Source organism: Mariluticola halotolerans (assembly GCF_021611515.1).
Classification (GTDB): domain Bacteria; phylum Pseudomonadota; class Alphaproteobacteria; order Rhizobiales; family Devosiaceae; genus Mariluticola; species Mariluticola halotolerans.
The window spans coordinates 1,354,047-1,375,164 of the sequence record NZ_CP090960.1; the positions used below are offsets into that span (position 1 = coordinate 1,354,047).

The 21,118-nt window shown below is 57.4% G+C and carries 20 protein-coding genes and 1 tRNA gene; 8 read left to right on the forward strand and 13 right to left on the reverse strand.

Annotated elements, in window-relative coordinates:
• The first annotated feature begins 22 nt into the window (after window positions 1-22).
• Window positions 23-1,339 (forward strand): glycosyltransferase, encoded by a 1,317-nt coding sequence (locus L1P08_RS06490; protein WP_303619185.1) that lies wholly within the window; start codon window positions 23-25, stop codon window positions 1,337-1,339.
• Here the strand turns inward: L1P08_RS06490 and L1P08_RS06495 are convergent.
• From L1P08_RS06495 to L1P08_RS06510, 4 genes are all read right to left on the reverse strand, one after another.
• Entirely contained in the window at window positions 1,317-1,880 is a 564-nt protein-coding gene (locus L1P08_RS06495) for a dihydrofolate reductase family protein (RefSeq protein WP_303619186.1), read from the reverse strand. The genes L1P08_RS06490 and L1P08_RS06495 overlap by 23 nt on opposite strands.
• 90 nt (window positions 1,881-1,970) lie before the next feature.
• Window positions 1,971-2,456, reverse strand: coding sequence for a 30S ribosomal protein S9 (rpsI, locus tag L1P08_RS06500; protein WP_303619187.1), 486 nt, complete (start codon window positions 2,454-2,456; stop codon window positions 1,971-1,973).
• Window position 2,457: 1 nt separating this feature from the next.
• Window positions 2,458-2,922, reverse strand: coding sequence for a 50S ribosomal protein L13 (gene rplM / locus L1P08_RS06505; protein WP_303619188.1), 465 nt, complete (start codon window positions 2,920-2,922; stop codon window positions 2,458-2,460).
• A gap of 173 nt (window positions 2,923-3,095) precedes the next feature.
• Window positions 3,096-4,148: a COX15/CtaA family protein gene (locus L1P08_RS06510; RefSeq protein WP_303619189.1), complete on the reverse strand. Its 1,053-nt coding sequence runs from the start codon at window positions 4,146-4,148 to the stop codon at window positions 3,096-3,098.
• A 101-nt stretch (window positions 4,149-4,249) separates the two neighbouring features.
• Between L1P08_RS06510 and L1P08_RS06515 the strand changes: the two genes are divergently transcribed.
• The gene (locus L1P08_RS06515) at window positions 4,250-4,474 is read left to right on the forward strand and encodes a DUF2842 domain-containing protein (protein ID WP_303619190.1); all 225 of its coding nucleotides are present in this window, start codon (window positions 4,250-4,252) and stop codon (window positions 4,472-4,474) included.
• 31 nt (window positions 4,475-4,505) lie between these two features.
• Here the strand turns inward: L1P08_RS06515 and L1P08_RS06520 are convergent, their stop codons facing one another.
• From L1P08_RS06520 to L1P08_RS06530, 3 genes are all read right to left on the reverse strand, one after another.
• Entirely contained in the window at window positions 4,506-6,377 is a 1,872-nt protein-coding gene (locus L1P08_RS06520; RefSeq protein ID WP_303619191.1) for a putative bifunctional diguanylate cyclase/phosphodiesterase, read from the reverse strand.
• A gap of 245 nt (window positions 6,378-6,622) precedes the next feature.
• On the reverse strand, window positions 6,623-7,663 hold the full coding sequence (locus tag L1P08_RS06525; RefSeq protein WP_303619192.1) for a polysaccharide deacetylase family protein: 1,041 nt from the start codon (window positions 7,661-7,663) through the stop codon (window positions 6,623-6,625).
• Window positions 7,664-7,682: 19 nt separating this feature from the next.
• Complete coding sequence (locus L1P08_RS06530; protein WP_303619193.1) at window positions 7,683-9,791, reverse strand: GumC family protein; 2,109 nt, start codon at window positions 9,789-9,791, stop codon at window positions 7,683-7,685.
• A gap of 170 nt (window positions 9,792-9,961) precedes the next feature.
• Between L1P08_RS06530 and L1P08_RS06535 the strand changes: the two genes are divergently transcribed.
• The 4 genes from L1P08_RS06535 to L1P08_RS06550 all read left to right on the forward strand — a co-directional run bounded on the left by L1P08_RS06535 (window position 9,962) and on the right by L1P08_RS06550 (window position 14,536).
• Window positions 9,962-10,519: a polysaccharide biosynthesis/export family protein gene (locus tag L1P08_RS06535; RefSeq protein ID WP_303619194.1), complete on the forward strand. Its 558-nt coding sequence runs from the start codon at window positions 9,962-9,964 to the stop codon at window positions 10,517-10,519.
• Between the two features lie 2 nt (window positions 10,520-10,521).
• Window positions 10,522-11,652 (forward strand): glycosyltransferase family 4 protein, encoded by a 1,131-nt coding sequence (locus L1P08_RS06540; RefSeq protein WP_303619195.1) that lies wholly within the window; start codon window positions 10,522-10,524, stop codon window positions 11,650-11,652.
• A 71-nt stretch (window positions 11,653-11,723) separates the two neighbouring features.
• Window positions 11,724-13,247, forward strand: coding sequence for an undecaprenyl-phosphate glucose phosphotransferase (locus tag L1P08_RS06545; protein WP_303619196.1), 1,524 nt, complete (start codon window positions 11,724-11,726; stop codon window positions 13,245-13,247).
• Window positions 13,244-14,536 carry an O-antigen ligase family protein gene (locus L1P08_RS06550; RefSeq protein ID WP_303619197.1) on the forward strand — a complete coding sequence of 431 codons (1,293 nt, stop codon included), beginning with the start codon at window positions 13,244-13,246 and terminating at the stop codon, window positions 14,534-14,536. Before L1P08_RS06545 ends, L1P08_RS06550 begins: the two co-directional genes overlap by 4 nt.
• Here L1P08_RS06550 and L1P08_RS06555 read toward each other — a convergent pair.
• Together L1P08_RS06555 and L1P08_RS06560 are read right to left on the reverse strand one after the other, a co-directional pair.
• Window positions 14,529-15,515 carry a phosphotransferase enzyme family protein gene (locus L1P08_RS06555; RefSeq protein WP_303619198.1) on the reverse strand — a complete coding sequence of 329 codons (987 nt, stop codon included), beginning with the start codon at window positions 15,513-15,515 and terminating at the stop codon, window positions 14,529-14,531. The two genes, L1P08_RS06550 and L1P08_RS06555, sit on opposite strands and share 8 nt — an antisense overlap.
• Window positions 15,516-15,563: 48 nt before the next feature.
• A tRNA-Pro gene (locus L1P08_RS06560) sits at window positions 15,564-15,640 on the reverse strand.
• Window positions 15,641-15,909: 269 nt separating this feature from the next.
• On the opposite strand from L1P08_RS06560, the gene L1P08_RS06565 reads away from it, so the two are divergent.
• Complete coding sequence (locus L1P08_RS06565; protein WP_303619199.1) at window positions 15,910-17,349, forward strand: TrkH family potassium uptake protein; 1,440 nt, start codon at window positions 15,910-15,912, stop codon at window positions 17,347-17,349.
• Window positions 17,350-17,488: 139 nt separating this feature from the next.
• Window positions 17,489-18,406, forward strand: a complete 918-nt coding sequence (locus L1P08_RS06570; RefSeq protein ID WP_303619200.1) for an MYG1 family protein — start codon at window positions 17,489-17,491, stop codon at window positions 18,404-18,406.
• Window positions 18,407-18,435: 29 nt separating this feature from the next.
• On the opposite strand, the gene L1P08_RS06575 is transcribed toward L1P08_RS06570, so the two are convergent.
• From L1P08_RS06575 to L1P08_RS06590, 4 genes are all read right to left on the reverse strand, one after another.
• Window positions 18,436-18,846: a DUF4260 domain-containing protein gene (locus tag L1P08_RS06575; RefSeq protein WP_303619201.1), complete on the reverse strand. Its 411-nt coding sequence runs from the start codon at window positions 18,844-18,846 to the stop codon at window positions 18,436-18,438.
• A gap of 429 nt (window positions 18,847-19,275) precedes the next feature.
• Window positions 19,276-19,719 carry a MerR family transcriptional regulator gene (locus L1P08_RS06580; protein WP_303619202.1) on the reverse strand — a complete coding sequence of 148 codons (444 nt, stop codon included), beginning with the start codon at window positions 19,717-19,719 and terminating at the stop codon, window positions 19,276-19,278.
• A gap of 24 nt (window positions 19,720-19,743) precedes the next feature.
• Entirely contained in the window at window positions 19,744-20,055 is a 312-nt protein-coding gene (locus tag L1P08_RS06585; protein WP_303619203.1) for an integration host factor subunit alpha, read from the reverse strand.
• A 97-nt stretch (window positions 20,056-20,152) separates the two neighbouring features.
• The gene (locus tag L1P08_RS06590) at window positions 20,153-21,118 is read right to left on the reverse strand and encodes a beta-ketoacyl-ACP synthase III (RefSeq protein WP_303619204.1); all 966 of its coding nucleotides are present in this window, start codon (window positions 21,116-21,118) and stop codon (window positions 20,153-20,155) included.

The following is a 21,118-nucleotide window of genomic DNA, read 5'->3' on the forward strand; positions in this document are numbered from 1 at the left end:
AACGTTATTAGTGAGGGTGTACATGCATAAGCGCATTGCGATAGCCACCATCGGTACGCAAGGTGATGTGCAACCATATCTTTCGCTGGCGATTGCGCTCAAAGAGCGCGGATATTCGGTCGTACTGGGCACCAATGCCGACTTTGAGGATTTGATCACCAGCTACGGGATCGAATTCTACAGTCTTGGCACGCATATCCAGAAATTCCTGCAGCAATCGCGATTCGAAAACGCGATGAGCCAGAACATGCTGGTGAATGTGCCGGCCCTTTTGCGCGACGGGCAGAAGATCGTTGAGACGGCGGGGCGGCATGCCTGGCAGATGGCGCAGGGCGCCGACGCGATCATCATCAACATGAATACCAGTTTCGGCATCGATATTGCCGAGGCGCTTCATATCCCCGCGATCATGTCGGCCTTGCAGCCGCTCAGCATGACCAAGGAATTCCCGATCTGCGCCTATGAATGGCCAGATCTTGGCCCCGCCTTCAACCAGCTTTCCTATGCCTCGATGAGCATTCAGCAGGCCTATTATGACTTTCCGCGCAATCGCTTGCGGCGGGAGCTGATGGGGCTGAAACCGCGCAAAAAGGGCGGATTTTTCAAGGATAACAACGGCAATAACCTGACGACGCTTTATCCGTTCTCGACGCTTGTGTCGCCGCGCCCGCGCGATTGGCCGAAAACAGCGATTGTGACAGGCTATTGGCCATTGGCGGACAGTTCAGGCTGGGAGCCCTCGGAACGGTTCAAGACATTTCTCGCCGCCGGGCCGAAGCCTGTTTATATCGGGTTTGGATCGATGCCGTTCGGCGCTGAGCGCAATACGCAAATCCTCAAGGAAGCCGTGACCAAATGGGGCGGTCGGGCCGTGGTGGCGCGGGGCTGGGGCGGGATCAACCCCGACCATCTGCCCGACAGCATTTATGCCATTGGCAAGGCGCCGCATGACAAATTGTTCGAGCATGTGGCCGGTGTGGTGCATCATGGCGGCGCGGGCACGACGGCTGCGGGTCTTTATGCCGGGCGCCCCACCTTTGTGGTGCCGCAGACATTTGATCAGCCTTATTGGGGGCGGCGGGTGCGTGAGCTTGGCTGCGGGCCAAGCCCGGTGCGTTTGCGCAAGCTGACACCTGATGTGCTGGCCGAATCGCTGCACAAGCTGACGACGCGGCGCAATTATGCGGAAAATGCCCAGAACCTGGCCGAGGCGCTGAAAGCAGAAGACGGCCAGGGCCGGGCGATCAAGCATATTGAACGGGTCATTGCCAATTATCGCGGCAAGGATCAGGTCAAACCGGCTCGAACCGTGCCCATTATTGCCAAAGCGTTGCGGTAGCCTCACCTTCGGCCACCAATGGCCTGACATGGGCAGGCACCAGGCCTGAGCGCGCCAGCACCTGCCGTGGGTGCCCGTCCGAGAAACAGGCGGTCCCGCCGGGCAAAACTAGATTGTGCACTTCAGACAAGAGGAACGTGGTGAAGGCCGGGGCGAAATAGTCGAACACCCCCTGCCCGCCGGTAATGGCGATGTCACCGCCTCTGATCTGCAGTGCATCCAAAAGGCTGGCGAACGGCATGCCAGCGGGGTTCCACAGATGGGCCAGCGGATCATCAGGGTCTTTTGCCAGGGATTGCACCGCACCCGTGAGCACCAGCCGTGGACGACCGGGATTGGGATGGCGGGCGTGGCCTTTGCGTCCAAGAATAACCAGAACACTTTTATCAAGTGCGGCCTGAAACGCCTGCCAGTCTGCATCCACCCGCAAGCCGTCGGGCATGCTGCCATCGGCCAGGGCGATCATGCCATCGGCAGAAACTATGGCATGACCGGTGAGCGTGAAGGCACTGCTGAGCGGCGTGGCGCGCAATAAAGTCATGGATGGTCTTCCAGGATATCCCGACAAAGCAAAAGGGGCCGGTTGCCCGGCCCCTTGAACAGATTATGCTGCAATCCAGCCCGGCGCGAATTAGCGCTTCGAGAACTGGAAGGACTTGCGGGCCTTTGCGCGACCGTACTTTTTACGCTCGACAACACGGCTGTCGCGGGTGAGGAACCCACCCTTCTTGAGGACACTGCGCAGCGCCGGCTCAAAAGCCACCAGGGCTTTGGAAATGCCGTGACGCACAGCGCCAGCCTGACCGGACAGACCGCCACCGGAGACCGTTGCGACGATGTCGTACTGGTCTTTACGGTCGGCAGCGATGATCGGCTGCTGAAGGATCAGCTGAAGCACCGGGCGGGCGAAGTATTTCGGGAAATCCTTGCCGTTGACGGTGACTTTGCCTGCACCCGGCTTGATCCAGACGCGGGCAACCGCGTCCTTGCGCTTGCCAGTTGCATAAGCACGGCCCTGCGCATCAAGCTTTTGAACATAAACCGGTGCGGTTTCTGCTTCGGTCTCGAGAACGGCGCTTTCGCCGAGATCTTCAAGGGAATTGAGTGTCTCAGCCATATTACTTCACCCGGACATTCTTGGAGTTCATGGATGCGACATCCAGCACGGTCGGCTGCTGGGCTTCATGCGGGTGCTCGGTACCGGCATAAACGCGCAAATTCTTGAGCTGCGCGCGGGTCAGCGGACCGCCCGGCAACATGCGGCGCACGGCGTTTTCAACAACGCGCTCAGGGAACCGGCCCTCAAGGATCTGGCGCTGGGTCCGGTCCTTGATGCCACCGGGGTAACCGGTGTGCCAGTAAAAGCGACGCTGGTCGAGCTTGCGACCGGTCAGCTTGATCTTGTCGGCATTGATGACAATAACATTGTCGCCCATGTCCATATGCGGGGTGAAGGTAGGCAGGTGCTTGCCGCGCAGGCGCGTCGCGATGACGGATGCCAGGCGGCCAACAACCAGACCTTCAGCGTCGATCAAGATCCATTTCTTCTCGATCTCGCTCGGTTTGGCCGAGTACGTCTTCATAGTCTAAATCCTTAGGCTTTTCACCAAACAGCCCTGCCCGCTTTCGAACAGACAGGACCCATTGCCACCAGGCCAATAGCCGGTTTCGGCGTGGTGATATAGAGAAGCGCAAAACCCGTCAAGCAGAAAGATAAAGCTCATGTATTTCAATAACTTAGGTTTGCGGTATTATATTACCGCGAGAGTCGCGCCATATCAGCACTATAGGCGGTGACGGCACCGATCAGCATGAAAGCCAGCACCTGATGGCCGATAGCCAGCGAAATGGGCACGACGGCCAGCAGCGTGGCAATACCCAGCGCGATTTGCAGTCCAACCAACAAGGCAATGCGCGGCATCCAGCCGTTTACCCCAGCAAAACCGGGGTTTTTGCGACCAAACCAAAAAAGCGCAAAGGCATAGGCGGCGATAAAATAGGCAATCATGCGGTGGTTGAACTGGACCGTCATGGCGTTCTCGAACAGGTTTTTCCAACCCGGCTGCATGATACCGAGGCCATTGGGAATGAAGCGGCCATCCATGAGCGGCCAGGTATTATGGGCCAGTCCTGCATCAAGCCCGGCAACAAAGGCCCCGGCGATCAATTGGAGATAGAGCACGGTGCCAAGCCCGGCAACGGCCCAGCGCCAGCCCATGGGCATGTCCACACGCTTCCCGGCGCGCGGGGGAACCAGGCTGCGCGCCACCCAGATCAGGGCGACAAACAGCAAGCAGGCCGCCCCCAGATGTGCCGCCAGACGATATTGGGAGACATCGGTGCGCACGCTGAGGCCTGAAGAGACCATCCACCAGCCCAGAAAGCCCTGAAACCCGCCCAGAATGAAGAGAATGGCGAGAGACGGCACAAGCGATCGTGGCAGGCGCTTTTGCACCAGAAACACCACGAACGGCACGAAGAAGGCCAGCCCGATGACGCGGCCAAGGAAACGGTGTCCCCATTCCCACCAGAAGATGAGCTTGAAATCTTCAAGGCTCATCCAGTGATGCTGACTGATATATTGGGGAATCTGCTTATAGGCGTCGAATTCCGCCTGCCAGTCGGCAAGGGAAAGCGGGGGAATGGTGCCCGAAAGGGGCTTCCAGCTGACAATGGAGAGCCCGGATTCGGTCAACCGGGTCATGCCGCCAACGGCCACCATCAGCAAAACCAGTGCAGCGACGGCATAAATCCAGATACGTACTGGACGCATGTGATCGTCGGTCGCATTGATCTGACGGGCTGTCATGGCTCTTATTCCGGTTTCTGATTTGTCATTCCGGAACCGAGTGGTAATGGGGTGCCAGTGACAAGGCAACTGCCGCATTGACGCAGCAAACGGGGATCATGATGACACAGAGCCAACGCAAACTCGCCGGCGCGTTCATTTTGCCCGGCTCAATCATCGTCTATGCGATATTGGCGGTACTGATCTATGATTATGTGCTCGATGCGCTGCCCACATGGGCATTGCTTGTCTATTTTGCCGTTGCGGGGATGGGATGGACCCTGCCCGCAATGGCGATCATCAGATGGATGGCACGGCCCGATGCGAACATGACCGACCGGAGCTAGGCCCGGTCGCGCTGTCTGGTGACCCGGCGCTTCAGGCGCGCTGCTTGCGGGCGGCGGGACGTGTCATTTCAATGGATTTGAGCAAGGTTGCCGCAACATCGGCAAGCCGCATCGGGCGGCCATAATGGAAGCCCTGAACCAGGTCACAATCGAGTGACCGCAGCACTTCCGCCTGCACTTCTGTTTCCACCCCTTCCGCGGTGATCTTGAGATCAAGCACCTTGCCGAGCGCGACAATGGTCGAGAGAATTTCGCGCGACTTGGAGCCGACCTCGGCCAAGTCTGACATAAAGGTCTTGTCGACCTTGAGCTTGTCGAACGGAAACAACCACAGATAGCTAAGACTCGAATAGCCCGTGCCAAAATCATCGAGCGCAATGGAAACACCCATTTTCTTTAGCTTGCGCAATTCTTTGAGAATCTTGTCGGTATCGGCAATCAACAGGCTTTCGGTGACCTCAAGCTCCAACCGGCGCGCATCCATGCCGGTCTTTTTGAGGGTATCCCGCACCAGTTCGGGCATATCATGACTGTTGAACTGTGCCGGTGACAGGTTGACGGACACCACAAGATGCTCTGGCCATTCGCTGGCCGTACGACAGGATTCCTGCAATACCCAAGCACCAATTTCCCCGATCAGGCCGATATCCTCGGCAACCGGAATGAACAAATCCGGTGAAATCGGCATGCCCTCTTTATCGCTAAGACGCAACAGGGCCTCGAACCCGCGCAGGTCACCGGTGCTGATCTCGTAGAAGGGCTGAAAATTGAGCTCGAAGCCATCAGTGCTCAGGGCATGGCGCAAACGCTGTTCAATATCCTGACGGGCCTGGCGCTCGACTTCCATTGCCATATCAAACGCAACAGAACGCCCCCGCCCCTGGGCCTTGGCTTCTGACAGCGCGATATCGGCGGCGCGGAACAGCTCGCTGGCGGTCTTGCCATCAGCGGGCGAACGGGCATGGCCGAGCGAGGCTCCAATCTGGATTTCATCATCCCCAATACGGAATGGCTTGGACATGGCGCGCACCACATCCTTTGCGAGGCTGTCGACCGCGTCGTCGGTATTGCGAAAATGGGGCTGACAGATCGCGAACTCATCACCCCCCAAACGCGCGAGGCGCTCCCTGATACCGAACAGCTTGTGCAACCGGTCCGATGCCATTTTCAGCAAGGCGTCCCCAACCGCGTGCCCCCTTGTGTCATTGACAATCTGAAACCTGTCGAGGTCAATGAGGTGCACGGCCACCGACATGCCCCTTTCGCTGGCTGCGCCCAGTTCACGCTCCAGCACGCGGCTGAAGGCCGCCCGGTTTAATGTACCGGTCAATTCATCGTATTCTTCGTTGCGGTGCAGCCGGCCGGCCAGGAATTCAAGTTGTCCGGACCGCCGAAGATAGAGAATGCCGGGCAACAGAAAGGCCACAAAAACAAGGCCCAGGATTTGCGCGAGCACCTGAAAAAGTATGGTGCTGAGAGCGGCCCATTGTGCACTCGTGTCGACAGCGACTTCGAGCACCCCGATTGTCCGGTTTCTATAGTCCAGCGGGATCATGGCCACCGACAGGCGCACGGTCTCTTCAGCCTGAGCAAATTCCCGCAAATGGAAGACGTTTTGGTTTTCGGCCAAAACGCTGGATGCTTCGGCATCAATCTCAGCCACATCCAAAGGCTTGGTTATTGGCGAATAATCGCGTGAATCCCACCGCAAACGACCGGAATTGTCAAAAATCCTGTAGTGATGAATTGAGCCAGGCACATGACGGCGCAATGTCGCCTGCGTGCCCAGATCAAGGCTGGCACGACCGAGAACAACGTCCTCGATGGCCGGCGCAACCCGCACAATATTCTCGGACCAAAGGCGCGCTTTGCTTTCCGTATTGACCCGTAAAATCTGCGTCATTGCAGTGTTGCAGACGAAATATGCCCCGACCGTGACAACACACACTGATAGAAAAAGTGGTATTAGCCCCGGAAGTTCCTTAGTGGACCTTGCCGACATTTCATTCCTCGCGTCCTCATGACAATATTCAAAAAAGAATAAAGTCAGTTCCCAAGGCTATTGAGCTATATTTATATGGAAAAAGAATTAATTGAGTAAAATAGGCAGGTTTTCTGGCTTTGGGCGGCAAGCTGGCGCAAATACCGCTATCCGCGGGCGCCCATGAGCGAGAAAAGCGCGCCCGTCAGGAATACATCCACATAACGCGCCTTCTGGTAGTTTCCATTGAGCGAAACGCGCGGCAGGGAATGCAAACTGGTATTGTGGGCGGCATAGAGCCCACCGGGCCGTGTAGTGACCGCCGAGCGCAGCCCCAGCTCCGCGGCAAGGGTGAACTCGCGCTGGGCGGCCGAACGACTTGCCCCTATCGGGTATGAGAGGTGGCGCGGCTCGGTGCCGGTTTTTGTTGCGAGCATGCTGATTGAATTGGCAATTTCGCGCCGGGCTTCTGCTTCGGGTAATTTGGCAAGCTCGTAATGCCGCACCGTGTGGGCGCCGATGGTACAGAGCGGCTCGCGCACGAACGTGTCGAGCTCTTTCCAGTTCATGATCAGGTGGCGGCATTGCGCGTAAAGATCATAGTCATGATCCAGCGCCAGATCGCGGATAAAGGCGACCCGTTCCGGTTCCGGCATGGTGCGCATTTGCCAGTATATGTCTTTGAATACCTGCGTTTTCTGTTCGAGACTGGCCGTTTCCACGCGCCCGTCCGGGTGACGGGTACCCAGCAGGATCGTATCATTTTTGGCGATGATATCTTCAAGCGCCTGCCACCAGATTTCACCTTCGCCATCAATGAACGCCGTGGGCACATAAAGCGTGAAGGGGCAGTCATGCTTTCTGAGCACGGGCAATGCGTGCGTCAGATTATCCCGATAGGCATCATCAAAGGTCAGGGTAATAAACGGGCGGACGGGTGTGGCTGACGCGACCCGGTTCAAGGCTTCATCAAGCGAGACCAGATCGAAACCAAAGGATTTGGCACGGTCGAGAAAAGTATCGAGAAAATCCGGGGTGATTTGCAGGATGCTGTTGGGTGCAAAACGGGCCGGGGTATCGGGCAAAACCCGGTGCAGGGTGAAGATCAAACCCTTGCAATGATCAAACCGGCGTATGAGGCGCGGGATCCGGGACAAAGACAGAAAGTCAAAGGCCGCGCCTATCGCCCGGTATTTCAGATTGTTCATTGCCGCGATCTACGCTCCGTCAGGCAACCCTTGTCTGGATCGCCTTGAGATTAATTACTTCAATATGATCAAAACCTATGGACTGAATATCGGCGTTTGCCTTGTCAATATCGGCAAGGCTGGTCTCTTCGTCAGCCACGAGCAGCACAAGGCTATCGCGGCCAACAAAAGCTGGCAGTGCCGACGACAAGCCGACCCGACCTGTATCAACAAGAACCAGTTCAAAAATATCGGCCAAAGCATCCACCAGGACAAGGCAACGGCGGGAACCAAAGTCGATTTTGGGATGTTGTCCCCAGGGTACCAGGGCGAAATCGGTCCGCTGGCCGCGATGCACGACGTCGCCAAAACCGGCGGTGCCCGCGCAAAGGTCAGAAATACCCAGATCAGTGGTCAAACGCCGGCTGCCGGCATCGATTTCGACCGCGCTCAGGCCACGGGCCAGAAGGCCGGCAGAGAGGCTTTCGATCATGGCGCGCGCGTCTTCCGGACTGGTGAGTGCGCCAACCAGCACAAGCTTGGCGCCCTGCCCCGCGACACGCTCGACCAAATCCTCAGGATTGGGTTGGGCCGGTCTTGGCGCTGGGGCGGCCGGGACTTCCTCGACCCATTCGGGTGCCACATATTGCGGCATCTCCGCCTCGGCAGCAGCGCTCGCTAGCACAGGAGGTTCGGCTGATACATCATCGTCCAAATCGACCGGCGGCGGGAGGTCCTCATCTCGACGTTCAGCGCGTCTTGACGGCTCCCGCTCCGCAGGCACCACCAAGGCGCGGCCTGAAATCAGCTCGGCAAAGAGAATTTGGCCCAGTTGCAGCATCACAGAGACGAACAGGACCGCCCCCATAATCAGCGTCGTTTTGGGGGATGACGGGCTGATAGCCGCAACGGCAAATGAAATGACCCGCACGTCAGGCAGCGCCGACCCGCTTTCAGTGCGAGATGCCGCATCACGATAACGCAAGAGATAGGTTTCAAGCAGGTCGCGCTGGGCCTTGGCCTCACGTTCCAGCTCGTTGAGGCTGACGGTATCGCGTGTTGCGGTCGAGGCACCAACCTTGAGCCGTGCCAGTTCTTCGCGCAATGAGGTTTCGACATCGGCCTCGATACGGGCTTCAGCTTCGAGCGTTTCCGCAACCTGGCGTCCTTCGACCTTTATCTGCTTGTCGATTTCGTCGATCTGGGCGGTATAGGCCTTGATATCGGGATGGTTGGGCAAAAGGGTGGAGAGCCGCTGCGCGCGTTCGCCCTGCAGCCGTGCCTTCTCTTCGGATAATTGCTGCACCACAACCGACTGACGCACGTCGGGCACGCTATCGATCGGCTGACCGGCTTTCAGCAGGCCACGAATGAGATTGGCTTTTGTCTGGGCGCTGTTCTTGCGCTCCTGGGCGGCAGAAATCTGGCTGGCGGTACTGGAGAGCTGCTGGTCGAGCAGGCTGGTTTCGTTATTGCCGGTAAACAGATCATTCTCGACCCGGTAGGCGGCAACCTTGGATTCTGCTTCGGCGACCTTGGTGCGCAGCTGACTGATTTCAGTCAGCAGCCAGGCGCCTGCATCGGCGGTGTCTGACAGGGAAAGATCTGTGCGGCGCTGCACATAAATATTGGCAACCGCATTGGCCACACGGGCCGCCAGCTCCGGATCAGTTGATTCAAACTCGATAGAGATAATGCGCGAATCCCGCTCACGCACCACGCGCAGGCGCTCGGCGACATTGGCGAGAACGATGGCGTCCAAACCGGATGCCGACGGGGTGCGGCCAAGAAGGCGGAAGACAATGCCGAGCGGGGAAGATTTGGCCCCGTTCAGTTCCGGCACATCCCGCAGGTTCTCGGTGTCGATGACCTGCATCAGCGTGCCGCGCGACTTGATCAACTCAACCTGGCTGGAAATCGCCGTATCGTCGGCGACATTGCTGGTGGGCTGCGCCTCATTTGTGGCCCGCGTGTAAGCATTCTGGCGCGACTCCACCAGAATGCCGGCAGAGGATGTGTACTGCTTGGGCACAAACTGTAGCACCCCGTAGGTAACGACCAGCAACAGCAATGTCACAAGGATGATACGCAACCACCGCGAGGCAATAGCCGCCACCATCGCCCCCATATCCATTTTAACGTCGTCCATGGGTTTTGAGGCCACCATTCCAATACCTGAAAGCAGGCTTCTGTTATCGCCTCACGTGGTAAGCAATCCGTTAAAATGTGCGGAAACCTGCCACTCAATCGCGATTCTAAGGAGATTTTTAACCATAGCCTGCCACCAATAGGCTTCCACGAAGGCGTATTGGTTATCTCATGCAAGTATTGCGTTTCATTGTCATTTTGGCACTGCTGATTCCTGTCGCTGCCTGCGCGGTCAACACCCGTGGCGCTACCTACCTGGTGGAAACCAAGGGACCGTATACACTCGATACGGGTGATGCCGTACGGGTGACGGTTTATGGCGACGAAACGCTGAGCGACACCTATCGACTTGATGATACCGGCTCAATCGCCCTGCCTCTTGTCGGCCCTGTCCCTGCCCGTGGCGTGACAACGCAACAGGCGGCATCACGGATTGCCGTGGCGCTTGCCGATGGCTTCATGCGCAGTCCCAATGTGGCGGTGGAAATTGCTGAATACCGCCCCTTCTTCATTCAGGGTGAAGTCGCCAATAGCGGGCAATTCCCCTATGTTTACGGCATGACCGTACGGGCAGCGATCAGCACCGCGGGTGGCTATTCCGAGACGGCGGACCGGAGCCGCGCTCTCGTCTATCGCCGCCAAGGCGGGGAAATGGTGAAGGGCAGCGTTGCGCTCGATTTCCCGATCTACCCGGGCGACACAATCGTCGTTCTCGACCGCTGGCTCTAGACATGCCGGGCCGCCCCTTGCGGATATTGCAGGTCCTGCGCTCACCGATCGGCGGTCTTTACCGCCACGTCATCGATCTTTCCACCGCCCTTGCCGCCCGTGGTCATGAACTCGGCCTTGTGATGGATAACAGCCTCAGCGACGCACAGACCGCTGCACGACTGGATATGCTCGCCCCTCATTTAGCGCTTGGTGTGCACAAAATGCCGATACCGCGTCTGCTCGGCGCGTCTGACCTAACGGTTCCCTTCAGACTTAAACGATTGGCGCGGCAATATAATATCGATGTGCTGCACGGACATGGCGCCAAAGGCGGGTTTCATGCCCGGCTGGCCCGGATGGGCAGCCGAAAGCAGGTGGCGATTTATACGCCGCATGGCGGGGTATTGCATTTCGATCAGGACAGGCTGGCAGGCAAAATGTTTTTGCAGATTGAAAACCTGCTGCTCGGCCAGACAGACGCCATTGTGTTCGAAAGCCAGTTTGCCCGCCAAAGCTATAGCGCGCGGATCAAGACGCCCCCCTGCCCGGCACCGGTGATCCATAACGGGCTGGCGGAAGCGGAATTTGTACCGGTACCCGCGCGGCCCGAAGCGCGGGACTTTGGCTTTGTCGGTGAATTGCGCGACCTCAAGGGTATTTTGTTGCTGCTTGAGGCACTCGCCCCGGTTGCACACGCCGATGGCCGCCCCGCCACTTTGGTGGTGGCCGGTGACGGACCTCAGCGCGATGACGTTGTGGCAATGATCGGGAAACTGGGGCTCGGTGAACGGGTAACGCTGGTCGGTGTCAGGCCCGCGCGGGAGGTTTTCTCGCAGGCACGCTGCATTGTGGTGCCGTCGCTGGCGGAATCCCTGCCCTATATTGTTCTTGAAGCGGCGGCGGCGGCGAAACCGGTTATTGCAACCGATGTCGGCGGTATTGGCGAGATATTCGGCCCAACGGCCGGGGCGCTGGTGCGGCCGGGCAATGTGGAGGTCCTGCAACATGCGTTGCAGCACTATCTCGACGATGAGGCGGCGGCGAAGGCGGAGATGCACCAGCGCCTGCAACATGTACGGTCGAGCTTTTCCCTGGAGCGCATGACCACACATATCGAGACGCTTTACCGTGAGGCCTTTTCTCAACGTTAACGCGTTGCTTTCACCGCATTTTCACTCCTTAGGCGCTTAATGGTCCGCAGTTTCGAATTTTAGGACGTATTATGTTTCGCTTAGACCCCAAACAGGCTGTTCTGGATCACGTCGCGCAGGGACGACGCAGACGGTCTCGCGGCAGAAAGCTCTCAGACCTCGCAGAAGCCATTATCGCCCGCCCGAGCGAGCGCACGCTATCGACCGTCATCGTCAGCGGGCTGGCCCAAGTGGCGGAGGCGCTGTTACTCGGCGTGATCGGCATTGTTATATATTCGCTCTATCTGCCTCACGAGAATTTTGGCTTTTATGCCCTGATCATTCTCGCCGCAGTGCTGGCCTCGAATATCCTGTTCAACTTTTCCAAAACACACCATATCAGCGCCTATCGCAGCAGCTATCAGCAGGTTGGCCGGGTGCTGGCGGCATGGTCCGCCGTGTTTGCAATGATCGTGCTGGCAGCCTTTCTGTTCAAGGCCGGCGAAATGATTTCCCGTGCATGGCTGGTGGCCTGGTATATTTCGGGTGCCCTGGCGCTGGTTGCATTCCGCCTCAGCCTGATGGCGCTTGTGGCGCGCTGGACGCGGATCGGCAAGCTCAAGCGACGGACCGTGATTGTCGGCGGCGGCGCAGATTCTGCAGCCCTGATTGATGCCATTCGTTCAGGTGCCGGGACGGACATTGAACTTTACGGCCTGTTTGACGACCGGGTGGATGAGCGTTCGCCTGATGAAGTCGCGGGGTGCCCAAAACTTGGCAATGTGGGCGATTTGATTGAGTTTGCGCGCCGCACCCCGGTTGACCTCGTGATCGTTTCAATGCCGCTCTCAGCCGAAACCCGGGTGTTGCAAATGCTCAAGGAGCTTTGGGTCTTGCCGGTCGATATCCGGTTGAGCGCCCATATGAGCAAGCTGAAATTCAAGTCGAACACCTATTCCTATATCGGTGACGTGCCGGTGTTCGACATGGCAGACCGGCCGATTTCAGATTGGGACCTGGTGTTCAAATGGGTGTTCGACAAAACGATTGCGCTGATCGCGATCATTTTGCTGTCGCCGATCATGATCATTACGGCCATCGCCATCAAGCTGGAAAGCAAGGGCCCGGTGCTGTTCCGGCAAAAGCGCCACGGCTTTAACAATGAACTGATCGAGATATACAAATTCCGGTCGATGTATACCGACATGTCGGATGCAGCGGCAGCCAAACTGGTAACAAAGGACGACCCGCGGGTTACCCGCGTCGGACGGTTCATTCGCCGCACCTCGATTGATGAGTTGCCGCAATTGTTCAACGTGTTGAAGAACCAGATCTCCATTGTGGGCCCCCGCCCGCATGCGCTGCAGGCCAAGGCGGCCAACAAGCTCTATAATGAAGCTGTGGACGGCTATTTTGCGCGGCACCGGGTCAAGCCCGGCATGACCGGCTGGGCACAAATTCATGGCTGGCGCGGAGAGACGGATACCGTCGACAAGATTTTGCAGCGCGTGAACTACGACCTTTACTACATTGAGAATTGGTCGCCATTTCTCGATTTCTACATCGTGTTCATGACGCCGATCTCACTGGTCAGCAAACAAGAGAACGCCTATTGAGCGCCGGTGTCGACATGGCGGGCGGGTTGCGAACGGCGGGCAGTTCCATGCCCGGCCTCGAGTTTTTGCGCACCATGGCCCAATCCGGCCTGCACTGGCTCGTCGCCATCTGGATATTCGCCGGCGGCTTTGTGTTCATGGAGCCCTCGCCCTATGAGGTGATGTTCCTCTTGGTGCTGCCCGTGGCGCTGATGACGCGGGTGGGCGTTTATCGCCATACGCTGAAACTGTTCATGTTGCTGGTGGCCTTCGTGCCATTTGCCCTGATTGCCGTGTTTCAGGTGAAATATTCTGAAGTTTCCGATGCGCTGATCTACACATTGGTGACCGTCTTTTTGATGCTCACCTCGTATTTTGTGGCCAATTATGTGGCCGATGCGCCGTTCGAACGGACGCGGGTCATCATGCGCGGTTATCTGGCGGCAGGCCTGCTAACAGCGGCTTTGGGCATACTTGCCTATCTTGGCCTGATGCCGGGGCGCGACCTGTTTTTGCTTTATGGCCGTGCCAAAGCGACATTTCAGGACCCCAATGTGTTCGGGCCGTTTCTCATGTTACCAGCCATGTTTGCGCTGCAGCGGGTGCTTTTGGGCAGCCAGTTCAGGGCCGTTTGGGGTGCAGTGTTGTTCGGCATTCTGTTTGTCGGCGTGTTCGTTACGTTCTCGCGCGCGGCCTGGGGCTATATCCTGATTTCGGCCATGATCACCTTCTTTCTCAATTTCGTGCTGGAGGCCAATGACCGGCAGAAAGTGCGTATGCTTGTTCTCGCCTTGGGTGGGACTGTGCTTATGGTGATTTCCCTCGCCGGGCTGCTCAGCATTCCGGCAGTTGCCGACCTGTTCGCGACCAGGGCCAGCTTTGAGCAAAGCTATGATACCGGTGATACAGGCCGGTTTGGCCGTCAGGGCTATGCGTTTGAGCTGGCGCTGGAAAATCCGCTGGGATTGGGACCGCGGGAGTTCAACAAGCTGCGCATTACCGAGCAGCCACATAATACTTACGTCAATGTGCTGCATGCCTATGGCTGGGGCGGCGGGCTGGTTTACTGGGTGCTGGTGCTGATGACGCTATGGCGGGGATTGAAAGCTTTGGGGGTGAAGTCGCCCAACCGGCTTTTAATCATACCGTTGATCGCCACCTATATCCCACTGGTTGCGGAATCGGCGATCATCGATACCGATCACTGGCGGCACTACTTCCTGATTGTCGGCATGATCTGGGGCGTCACAGGGGGATATTGGCGCGTATCGCCACTACAGAAGCGAGAGGGGCGCCCGGCCCTTATCTAGCCGTCAGATAGACTTCAGCCATTTTGGCCGTGTTCTCAGCAAAGTCAGGCTGGCAGGACTGCGCCAGACTGGTTTCTGCATGCGAGCCGATCCAGGCCAGCAACGCCATGCGCCGCAATAGCAGGTTGGTATCCAATGCCGCCTCATCGACGGCCGAGAACGTCCGCTCCTTGCGATAGGCTTCGAGCCAGGTCGCCTTGAGTTCGGGCACGCGCGGATCATCCTCGAAAAAGGACAAGGCGGCGGCGAAATCGTAGGCGAACCATCCAAACCCGCAATCATCAAAATCGATCAGCCGTGTCTCCCCTTTATGCACCAGCAGGTTGGCAAGGCGCATATCAGCGTGGATGAGGCCGAAGCGTTGCTTCTCCCGGCCATAAGCGGCCAGATCATCGCGCAGGCGGCGTTCCAGACGGGTCAAAAGGGTTAGAATTTCGGGGGTAACACCCGATGTTTCCCGCCAATTTCCCCAAGGCCCATCCGGATTGAGGATGGCATTGTCATCCCAGACAGGGCGCTTGAAAAAAGCCGGTGGCTGCCAAGCCTCTGCGTGGCGGTGGCAAATCGCTGAAAGTCGGCCGAGATCGGCAAACAGCGGCACCAGATCATCAAGCTCTTCAGCATTCTGGCCCTCTTCAAAAGCGAACAGGACAGCAAAAGTGGCAATGCCCGTTTCCGGAAAATGGACATATTGCAGCGCGTTGCCGTTTTTGCCGGGAATACTGGTGATGGTAGGCAGGCCGGCATCGCGGTAAAGCGCATCCAGCCAGGCCAGTTCGCTCTCTATCCCCTGGCGCGTGTGATAACCGGGGCGATGGACCCTGAGGATATGGGCGCGGCCATCGGGTGTATCTATGCGAAAGGTATGGTTCTCGGAGAGGTTGATCAGCGTCGCCGTGCCGCCATCCAGTCCCGGCCACAGATTCAAACGGCTTTCAATCTGCTCGGGCGTCAAGAGCGGCTCCAGAGACCGGCCCATCCGGGCACGCTTGCACGCGTGTGGGGCACGCGGTTCGATTTGGTTGAATGGTCGGAGCGGCCGGATTTGAACCGACGACCCTCTGTCCCCCAGACAGATGCGCTACCAGGCTGCGCTACGCCCCGACTGGCGCAAATCCCTATATAATGGGTGCTTTAATGGCAAGGTCTGATTTGGGAGAAAGCGCACAAAAGCGACAAAACAGGGTATATAATTCTGTCGGGCCCGCAGGCAGGGACTGGAATTGTGCCAAAAGCCGCGTAACAGTTGTCGTGCGCCGTCCATGATCTGCCTCCGGCGAAATAGCTGAGAAAAGGGCATATCTGTGCGCTTGCGTAAGGGGGCCTGCTGGGCCATTGTGCGCCCGGCGCAGGCCCTAAGGAGACCGAGCGAAGTGTATTTGGCAACAGCTTATGTCTGCGGGTCTTTTGGCCTGTTTCTTTCCATATTCATGCTGATTCCGATGATGGCGGACCTGCTGGTGGGCAATGACGACTGGCAGTCGTTTCTGGCCGCCTTTGTGTTTGTGGGCACCGCCGGGGTGCTGTTGATTGCCGCGACCCGCCGGGAGATACCCCCCTTCTCATTGCGTTTCGGGTTTTTGCTGGTGAACGGGGTATGGGCCACCGGCTCCCTGGTCGGGGCTGTGCCGCTGCTGCTGTCAGCCGAGGGGTTGTCCTTTACCGATGCAATGTTTGAATCGGTCTCGGGCCTGACAGCGACCGGCGGCACCATTCTGTCCGGTCTCGATGCAATGCCGCCGGGTATTTTGCTGTGGCGCTCGCTGATGCAGTGGTTTGGCGGCCTTGGCATTATTGCCATGGGCTTGCTGCTGCTGCCCTTCCTCCGGGTGGGTGGCATGCATATCTACCGCATGGAATCCTCGTTGCAGACCGACAATCCATTTTCGCGATTTGGCGAGTTTTCGGGGGCCCTTGTAAGCCTTTATGTTGGGCTGACACTTGCCTGTATATTAGCCTATGTTGCCACAGGCATGTCGTTGTTTGACGCCGTAAATCACGCGATGACGACGATTTCCACGGGCGGATTTTCAACCCATGACGCCTCGATGGGGGCTTATGGCAATGCCACGCTGCTGGTCAGCACCGTATTCATGATAGCAGGCGCCCTGCCCTTCATCGCGCTGCTCAAGGCCGCTGTGACCGGCAATCCCAAGGATGCATTCGAGCTCCAGATACCCGTTTTGCTTAGCATTCTGGCCGTTCTGTCGCTGGTCGTTGCGCTTTCAGCGATCGCGCATACCGACGACGCCGCTCTCGACATGTTTGTGGCGGCCGCCTTCAATATCACCTCGATTGTGACCACCACCGGGTTTGCATCGCAGGATTACACCTTGTGGGGGCCTTTGGCGGTCAGCATCTTTCTGCTGGCGACCTTTCTCGGTGGTGCCGCAGGTTCGACCTCAGGCGGCATCAAAACCTACCGGCTGATTATCCTTTTCCAAAGCTTCCGGTCGGCGCTCAAGGAACTGGTTTATCCCCACGGCATCTTCACCGTGCGGTATGGCGATGTGGAGGTATCGAGTTACACCATCCGCTCCGTTGCCTTGTTTACTGCTGCATTTCTGGGGCTTTTGCTGTTCTCGACCATAGCGCTCAGCGCCACCGGCCTTGATCTGCTCACCTCATTTACCGGGGCTTTGACGGCCTTGACCAATGTGGGCCCGGGTCTTGGTGACATTATCGGGCCGGCGGGCAATTTCTCGTCGCTGTCGGACGCCGCCAAATGGATCATGATCATCGCCATGCTTCTGGGCCGCCTTGAAATTTTGACGGTTCTTGTCTTGATCAGCCCGACATTCTGGGGCCGGTGACAGGCGACATCATTGAAGGCGATTTTGCCGGGTTCGAATAAAACTGTTGATCTGGCGACCATTCGCTGTGAAGACCGGGCCTGTACCCCCATGTGAGCGGCCACGTTGGCTGGCTTTTGATTTGTGAGACCGCACCCCCATGACCATCAATTATCTTGTCACCCATTCCGGGGGCTTTCACGCAGACGAGCTATTGTCCTCTGTCATACTCACAAGCCTTTTTCCGCAGGCCGAGCTGAAGCGCACCCGCGACCGGCAATGGCTCGTGCCAGCGGCCGACAGGATCATCTTTGATGTTGGCGGCGATTATGATGCCGAAGCGCAGATTTTTGACCATCATCAGCGGCCCAATCCCTTGCGGGAAGACGAGCAGCCATTCAGTTCTTTTGGTCTGGTCTGGGCCCATTATGGCCGGGCCTATCTGGCGGCAATGGACGTGCCGGCCCATGACATCGACGCGATTCATTCAGCTTTTGACACAAAATTTGTGCTGCCGATCGACCTTTTGGATAATGGGGCGATGGAGCCTTCCATCGCCGGACCGCTGTCGGCTATGACTTTGCCTGCCCTTTTGGGTAGCCTGAAACCTCAGTTTGACGACCCGTCGCCCACGGCAGATGACGACGCATTTTTGGCCGCGTTACCCATTGCGCGCAGCTTTGTTGAAGCCGCGATCCGCAACCTTGCGGCAAAGGCGCGTGCGCAAAGCATCGTTTTGGAGGCTATCGCCAAGGCAGGCCCATCGCCGATCCTCGAACTCCCCATGGGTATGCCCTACCGCTCTGTACTTGATAATGCGGGGGCTGATCACATGCTGTTCGTGGTCAACCCGCGCGGCACGGACTGGACGCTGAACGGCATCAAGCTGTCGAATGACACCTTTGACCAACGCGCCGACCTGCCCGCTGCATGGGCTGGTCTGAGTGACAGCGCGCTGGAAGAAGCAAGCGGCGTCAAAGGCGCCAAGTTCTGCCACAACGCGCGCTTTATCGCCGTGGCCAATTCGCGCGAGGCAATCATGAAGATGGCCGACCTCGCCGTGGAAGCCGCCAAATAAGGGCTGGGTGGTCGGTGACTTGCCTAATGTCAAACCCGCCTGCCGATGGCACCCAGATGTGTGTGGTTGAAAGCGGATGCGTATTTCAGGCCATAGCCGAGGCTCCGGTCGAAGCCGGCATGGGCTGCCAGAACGAGGGCTAATTGCCAAAGCAGGTTGATGCCCAAAAGCCAGCCCGCGCCGCCCAAGAGCACGGGCAAGATGTAACTGTGGAGCGTATTGTAAACCGCTGCACCCACTCTGGCATTGATCGCATAGGCGGCGAAGCTGATATCCGGCGCGAAAAACAGCAGGACAAAGAGCCAGGGATTGCCCCCGAGGATGAAATAGGCCGATGCGGCCGCGATCATGACCGAAAGGCCTTCCAGCCGGAGGACTGCGCGCAAGCTGCCATTCACCGCCCCTGCGGCTGGCGAAATGGCTTTGTCTTTCTGGTTCATCGGCCTTGTCCCTTGTTATCAGTTGCCGCTGCCAGCGCTTTGGCAACGCCATATCCTAGCGCGACGATCACTGAAGCCCAATTCGCGATAAGTGAATAACGCCCATACATTTCCGAAGGGGAAGCGGCGGAAAATCAACGCTGCCCGGACAATCGGGGATAAACAAAAGGGCCATCCAGACGGATGGCCCTCATGAGTTCGCGAAACCTATCGGGCCCGAACAGGTCCGAAGGAGGATGGGTTAAAACGAAGGCTGCTCCATCAAAACCCGCACAACTCCAAGGCCCTTAGATTTCACGGAAATCTCATTAGACATTGGATCACCTCCTTTCAATTGTTGATAACAATCAAGAGTTTTGGTGAGTCTGGGCCTTAGCGCAAGGGAAAAAATGTGCGGGGATCGCGCAGACGGGGTGCGTTTTGCGCTGATCAGGCCCCTTCACGGGAACGATCAAGGATGCGTTTAAGCTCCAGAAGTTCCTTCATGACGCCTGCCAAGCGATCGTAATCTTCCTTGGACAGGCCGGATTCTTCGCCGGCACCGAAGGGCAATGCAACAAGTTCGGAATCGGGGTCGGCAACTGCGACGGGTTCAATCGCACCGGTCTGGCCAATGGCAATGACCTGACGAACACCCTGATCCTTGAGAATTTTCTGGACGCCCTTGATGGTGAAACCACGATCATAGAGCAAGTGACGGATGCCCTTTAAAAGCAGGACATCATCAGGCCGATAATAGCGACGGCCCCCGCCGCGCTTGAGCGGCTTTATATGAGAAAACCGTGTTTCCCAGAAACGCAGGACATGCTGAGGCAGATCCAGCTCTTCGGCGGCCTCGGAGATTGTACGGAAGGCATCCGGTGACTTTTCCACCCTGATTCCCTTGCTAGATTTTCTTTATTTTCCAGCACGTACCATAGATTTGTTGATCTTGGTTTTCAACACGTTGCTCGGTTTGAACACAAGGACTTGCCTTGGCAGGATCGGCACTTCTTCGCCCGTTTTGGGATTTCGGCCAATTCGTTGATTTTTCGAGCGAACCTGGAATGAACCGAAAGAAGAAAGCTTGACGTTCTCGCCTTCAACCAGTGCGTCGCTGATCAATTCCAGCACGCGCTCAACCAATTCAGCTGACTCGGTTCTGGACAGTCCGACTGACTGATAAACCGCTTCAGCAAGATCTGCTCGTGTAACTGTTTTTTGCGCCATTCATTTCCCCGATTGGCAAGAACCGGGCCCCTGCTCCCCCGAGCCAAAAGCTCATCAGGGGACACTAACGCCCTCAACTATCGATGGTCAACGAATGTTACCAGCGAATAAGAGAAGCGCCCCAGGTGAACCCGCCACCCATAGCTTCTATCATCACCAGGTCACCCTTGTTGACACGTCCGTCCTTCACCGCCTCACGAAGGGCCAAAGGAACAGACGCGGCCGAAGTATTGGCGTGTCTATCAACAGTTACAATGGTTTTCTCAGCAGGAATACCCAGTTTTCGGCCTGCAGCGTCAATGATGCGTTTATTCGCCTGGTGTGGAATAAACCAATCGAGATCTTCGCAAGTGTAACCTGCAGATTCCAGAACGTTCTCAACCACATCGGAAATCATGCCAACCGCATGCTTGAAGACTTCGCGGCCTTCCATATGTACATGCCCGGTGGTTTGGGTGCTGGATACCCCGCCATCGACATAAAGCTTCTGCCAGTGGGCGCCGTCAGAACGCAGAGACGAGGCGAGAATGCCCTCCTCTCCCCCTTCCACGCCTTCGAGCACTATCGCGCCCGCGCCATCACCAAAAAGCACACAGGTCGTGCGGTCGGTCCAGTCGAGAATACGGGAAAAAGTTTCAGCGCCAATCACAAGGGCGCGCTTGGCCATGCCGGATTTGATGTAATTATCGGCCGTGGCAACGGCGAAGACGAAGCCGGAACAAACAGCCTGAAGATCGAAGGCGACGCCGTGATGCATGCCCATCTTCTGCTGCACCAGGGTTGCCGTCGCCGGGAATGTCATGTCCGGGGTGGTGGTGGCGACAATGATCAGGTCGATATCGGAAATATCGAAACCGGCGTCGTCGAGCGCTTCACGCGCGGCCTTTACCGCAAGGTCCGAGGTGAACTCACCCTCAGCAGCGACGTGGCGCTGGCGTATGCCGGTGCGCTGAACGATCCACTCGTCCGAGGTATCGACCATTTTGGCCAGATCATCATTGGTCAACAAGCGTTCGGGCAAATAGGAACCCGTGCCGCGCACTATGGATTTAAGACTTGTCAC

Bases quoted from the DNA above. Each gene is read 5' to 3' on its own strand.
- L1P08_RS06490 (WP_303619185.1), top strand. From the start codon at position 23: ATGCATAAGCGCATTGCGATAGCCACCATCGGTACGCAAGGTGATGTG.
- L1P08_RS06495 (WP_303619186.1), bottom strand. From the start codon at position 1,880: ATGACTTTATTGCGCGCCACGCCGCTCAGCAGTGCCTTCACGCTCACC.
- rpsI (WP_303619187.1), bottom strand. From the start codon at position 2,456: ATGGCTGAGACACTCAATTCCCTTGAAGATCTCGGCGAAAGCGCCGTT.
- rplM (WP_303619188.1), bottom strand. From the start codon at position 2,922: ATGAAGACGTACTCGGCCAAACCGAGCGAGATCGAGAAGAAATGGATC.
- L1P08_RS06510 (WP_303619189.1), bottom strand. From the start codon at position 4,148: ATGACAGCCCGTCAGATCAATGCGACCGACGATCACATGCGTCCAGTA.
- L1P08_RS06515 (WP_303619190.1), top strand. From the start codon at position 4,250: ATGACACAGAGCCAACGCAAACTCGCCGGCGCGTTCATTTTGCCCGGC.
- L1P08_RS06520 (WP_303619191.1), bottom strand. From the start codon at position 6,377: ATGACGCAGATTTTACGGGTCAATACGGAAAGCAAAGCGCGCCTTTGG.
- L1P08_RS06525 (WP_303619192.1), bottom strand. From the start codon at position 7,663: ATGAACAATCTGAAATACCGGGCGATAGGCGCGGCCTTTGACTTTCTG.
- L1P08_RS06530 (WP_303619193.1), bottom strand. From the start codon at position 9,791: ATGGACGACGTTAAAATGGATATGGGGGCGATGGTGGCGGCTATTGCC.
- L1P08_RS06535 (WP_303619194.1), top strand. From the start codon at position 9,962: ATGCAAGTATTGCGTTTCATTGTCATTTTGGCACTGCTGATTCCTGTC.
- L1P08_RS06540 (WP_303619195.1), top strand. From the start codon at position 10,522: ATGCCGGGCCGCCCCTTGCGGATATTGCAGGTCCTGCGCTCACCGATC.
- L1P08_RS06545 (WP_303619196.1), top strand. From the start codon at position 11,724: ATGTTTCGCTTAGACCCCAAACAGGCTGTTCTGGATCACGTCGCGCAG.
- L1P08_RS06555 (WP_303619198.1), bottom strand. From the start codon at position 15,515: ATGGGCCGGTCTCTGGAGCCGCTCTTGACGCCCGAGCAGATTGAAAGC.
- L1P08_RS06570 (WP_303619200.1), top strand. From the start codon at position 17,489: ATGACCATCAATTATCTTGTCACCCATTCCGGGGGCTTTCACGCAGAC.
- L1P08_RS06575 (WP_303619201.1), bottom strand. From the start codon at position 18,846: ATGAACCAGAAAGACAAAGCCATTTCGCCAGCCGCAGGGGCGGTGAAT.
- L1P08_RS06585 (WP_303619203.1), bottom strand. From the start codon at position 20,055: ATGGCGCAAAAAACAGTTACACGAGCAGATCTTGCTGAAGCGGTTTAT.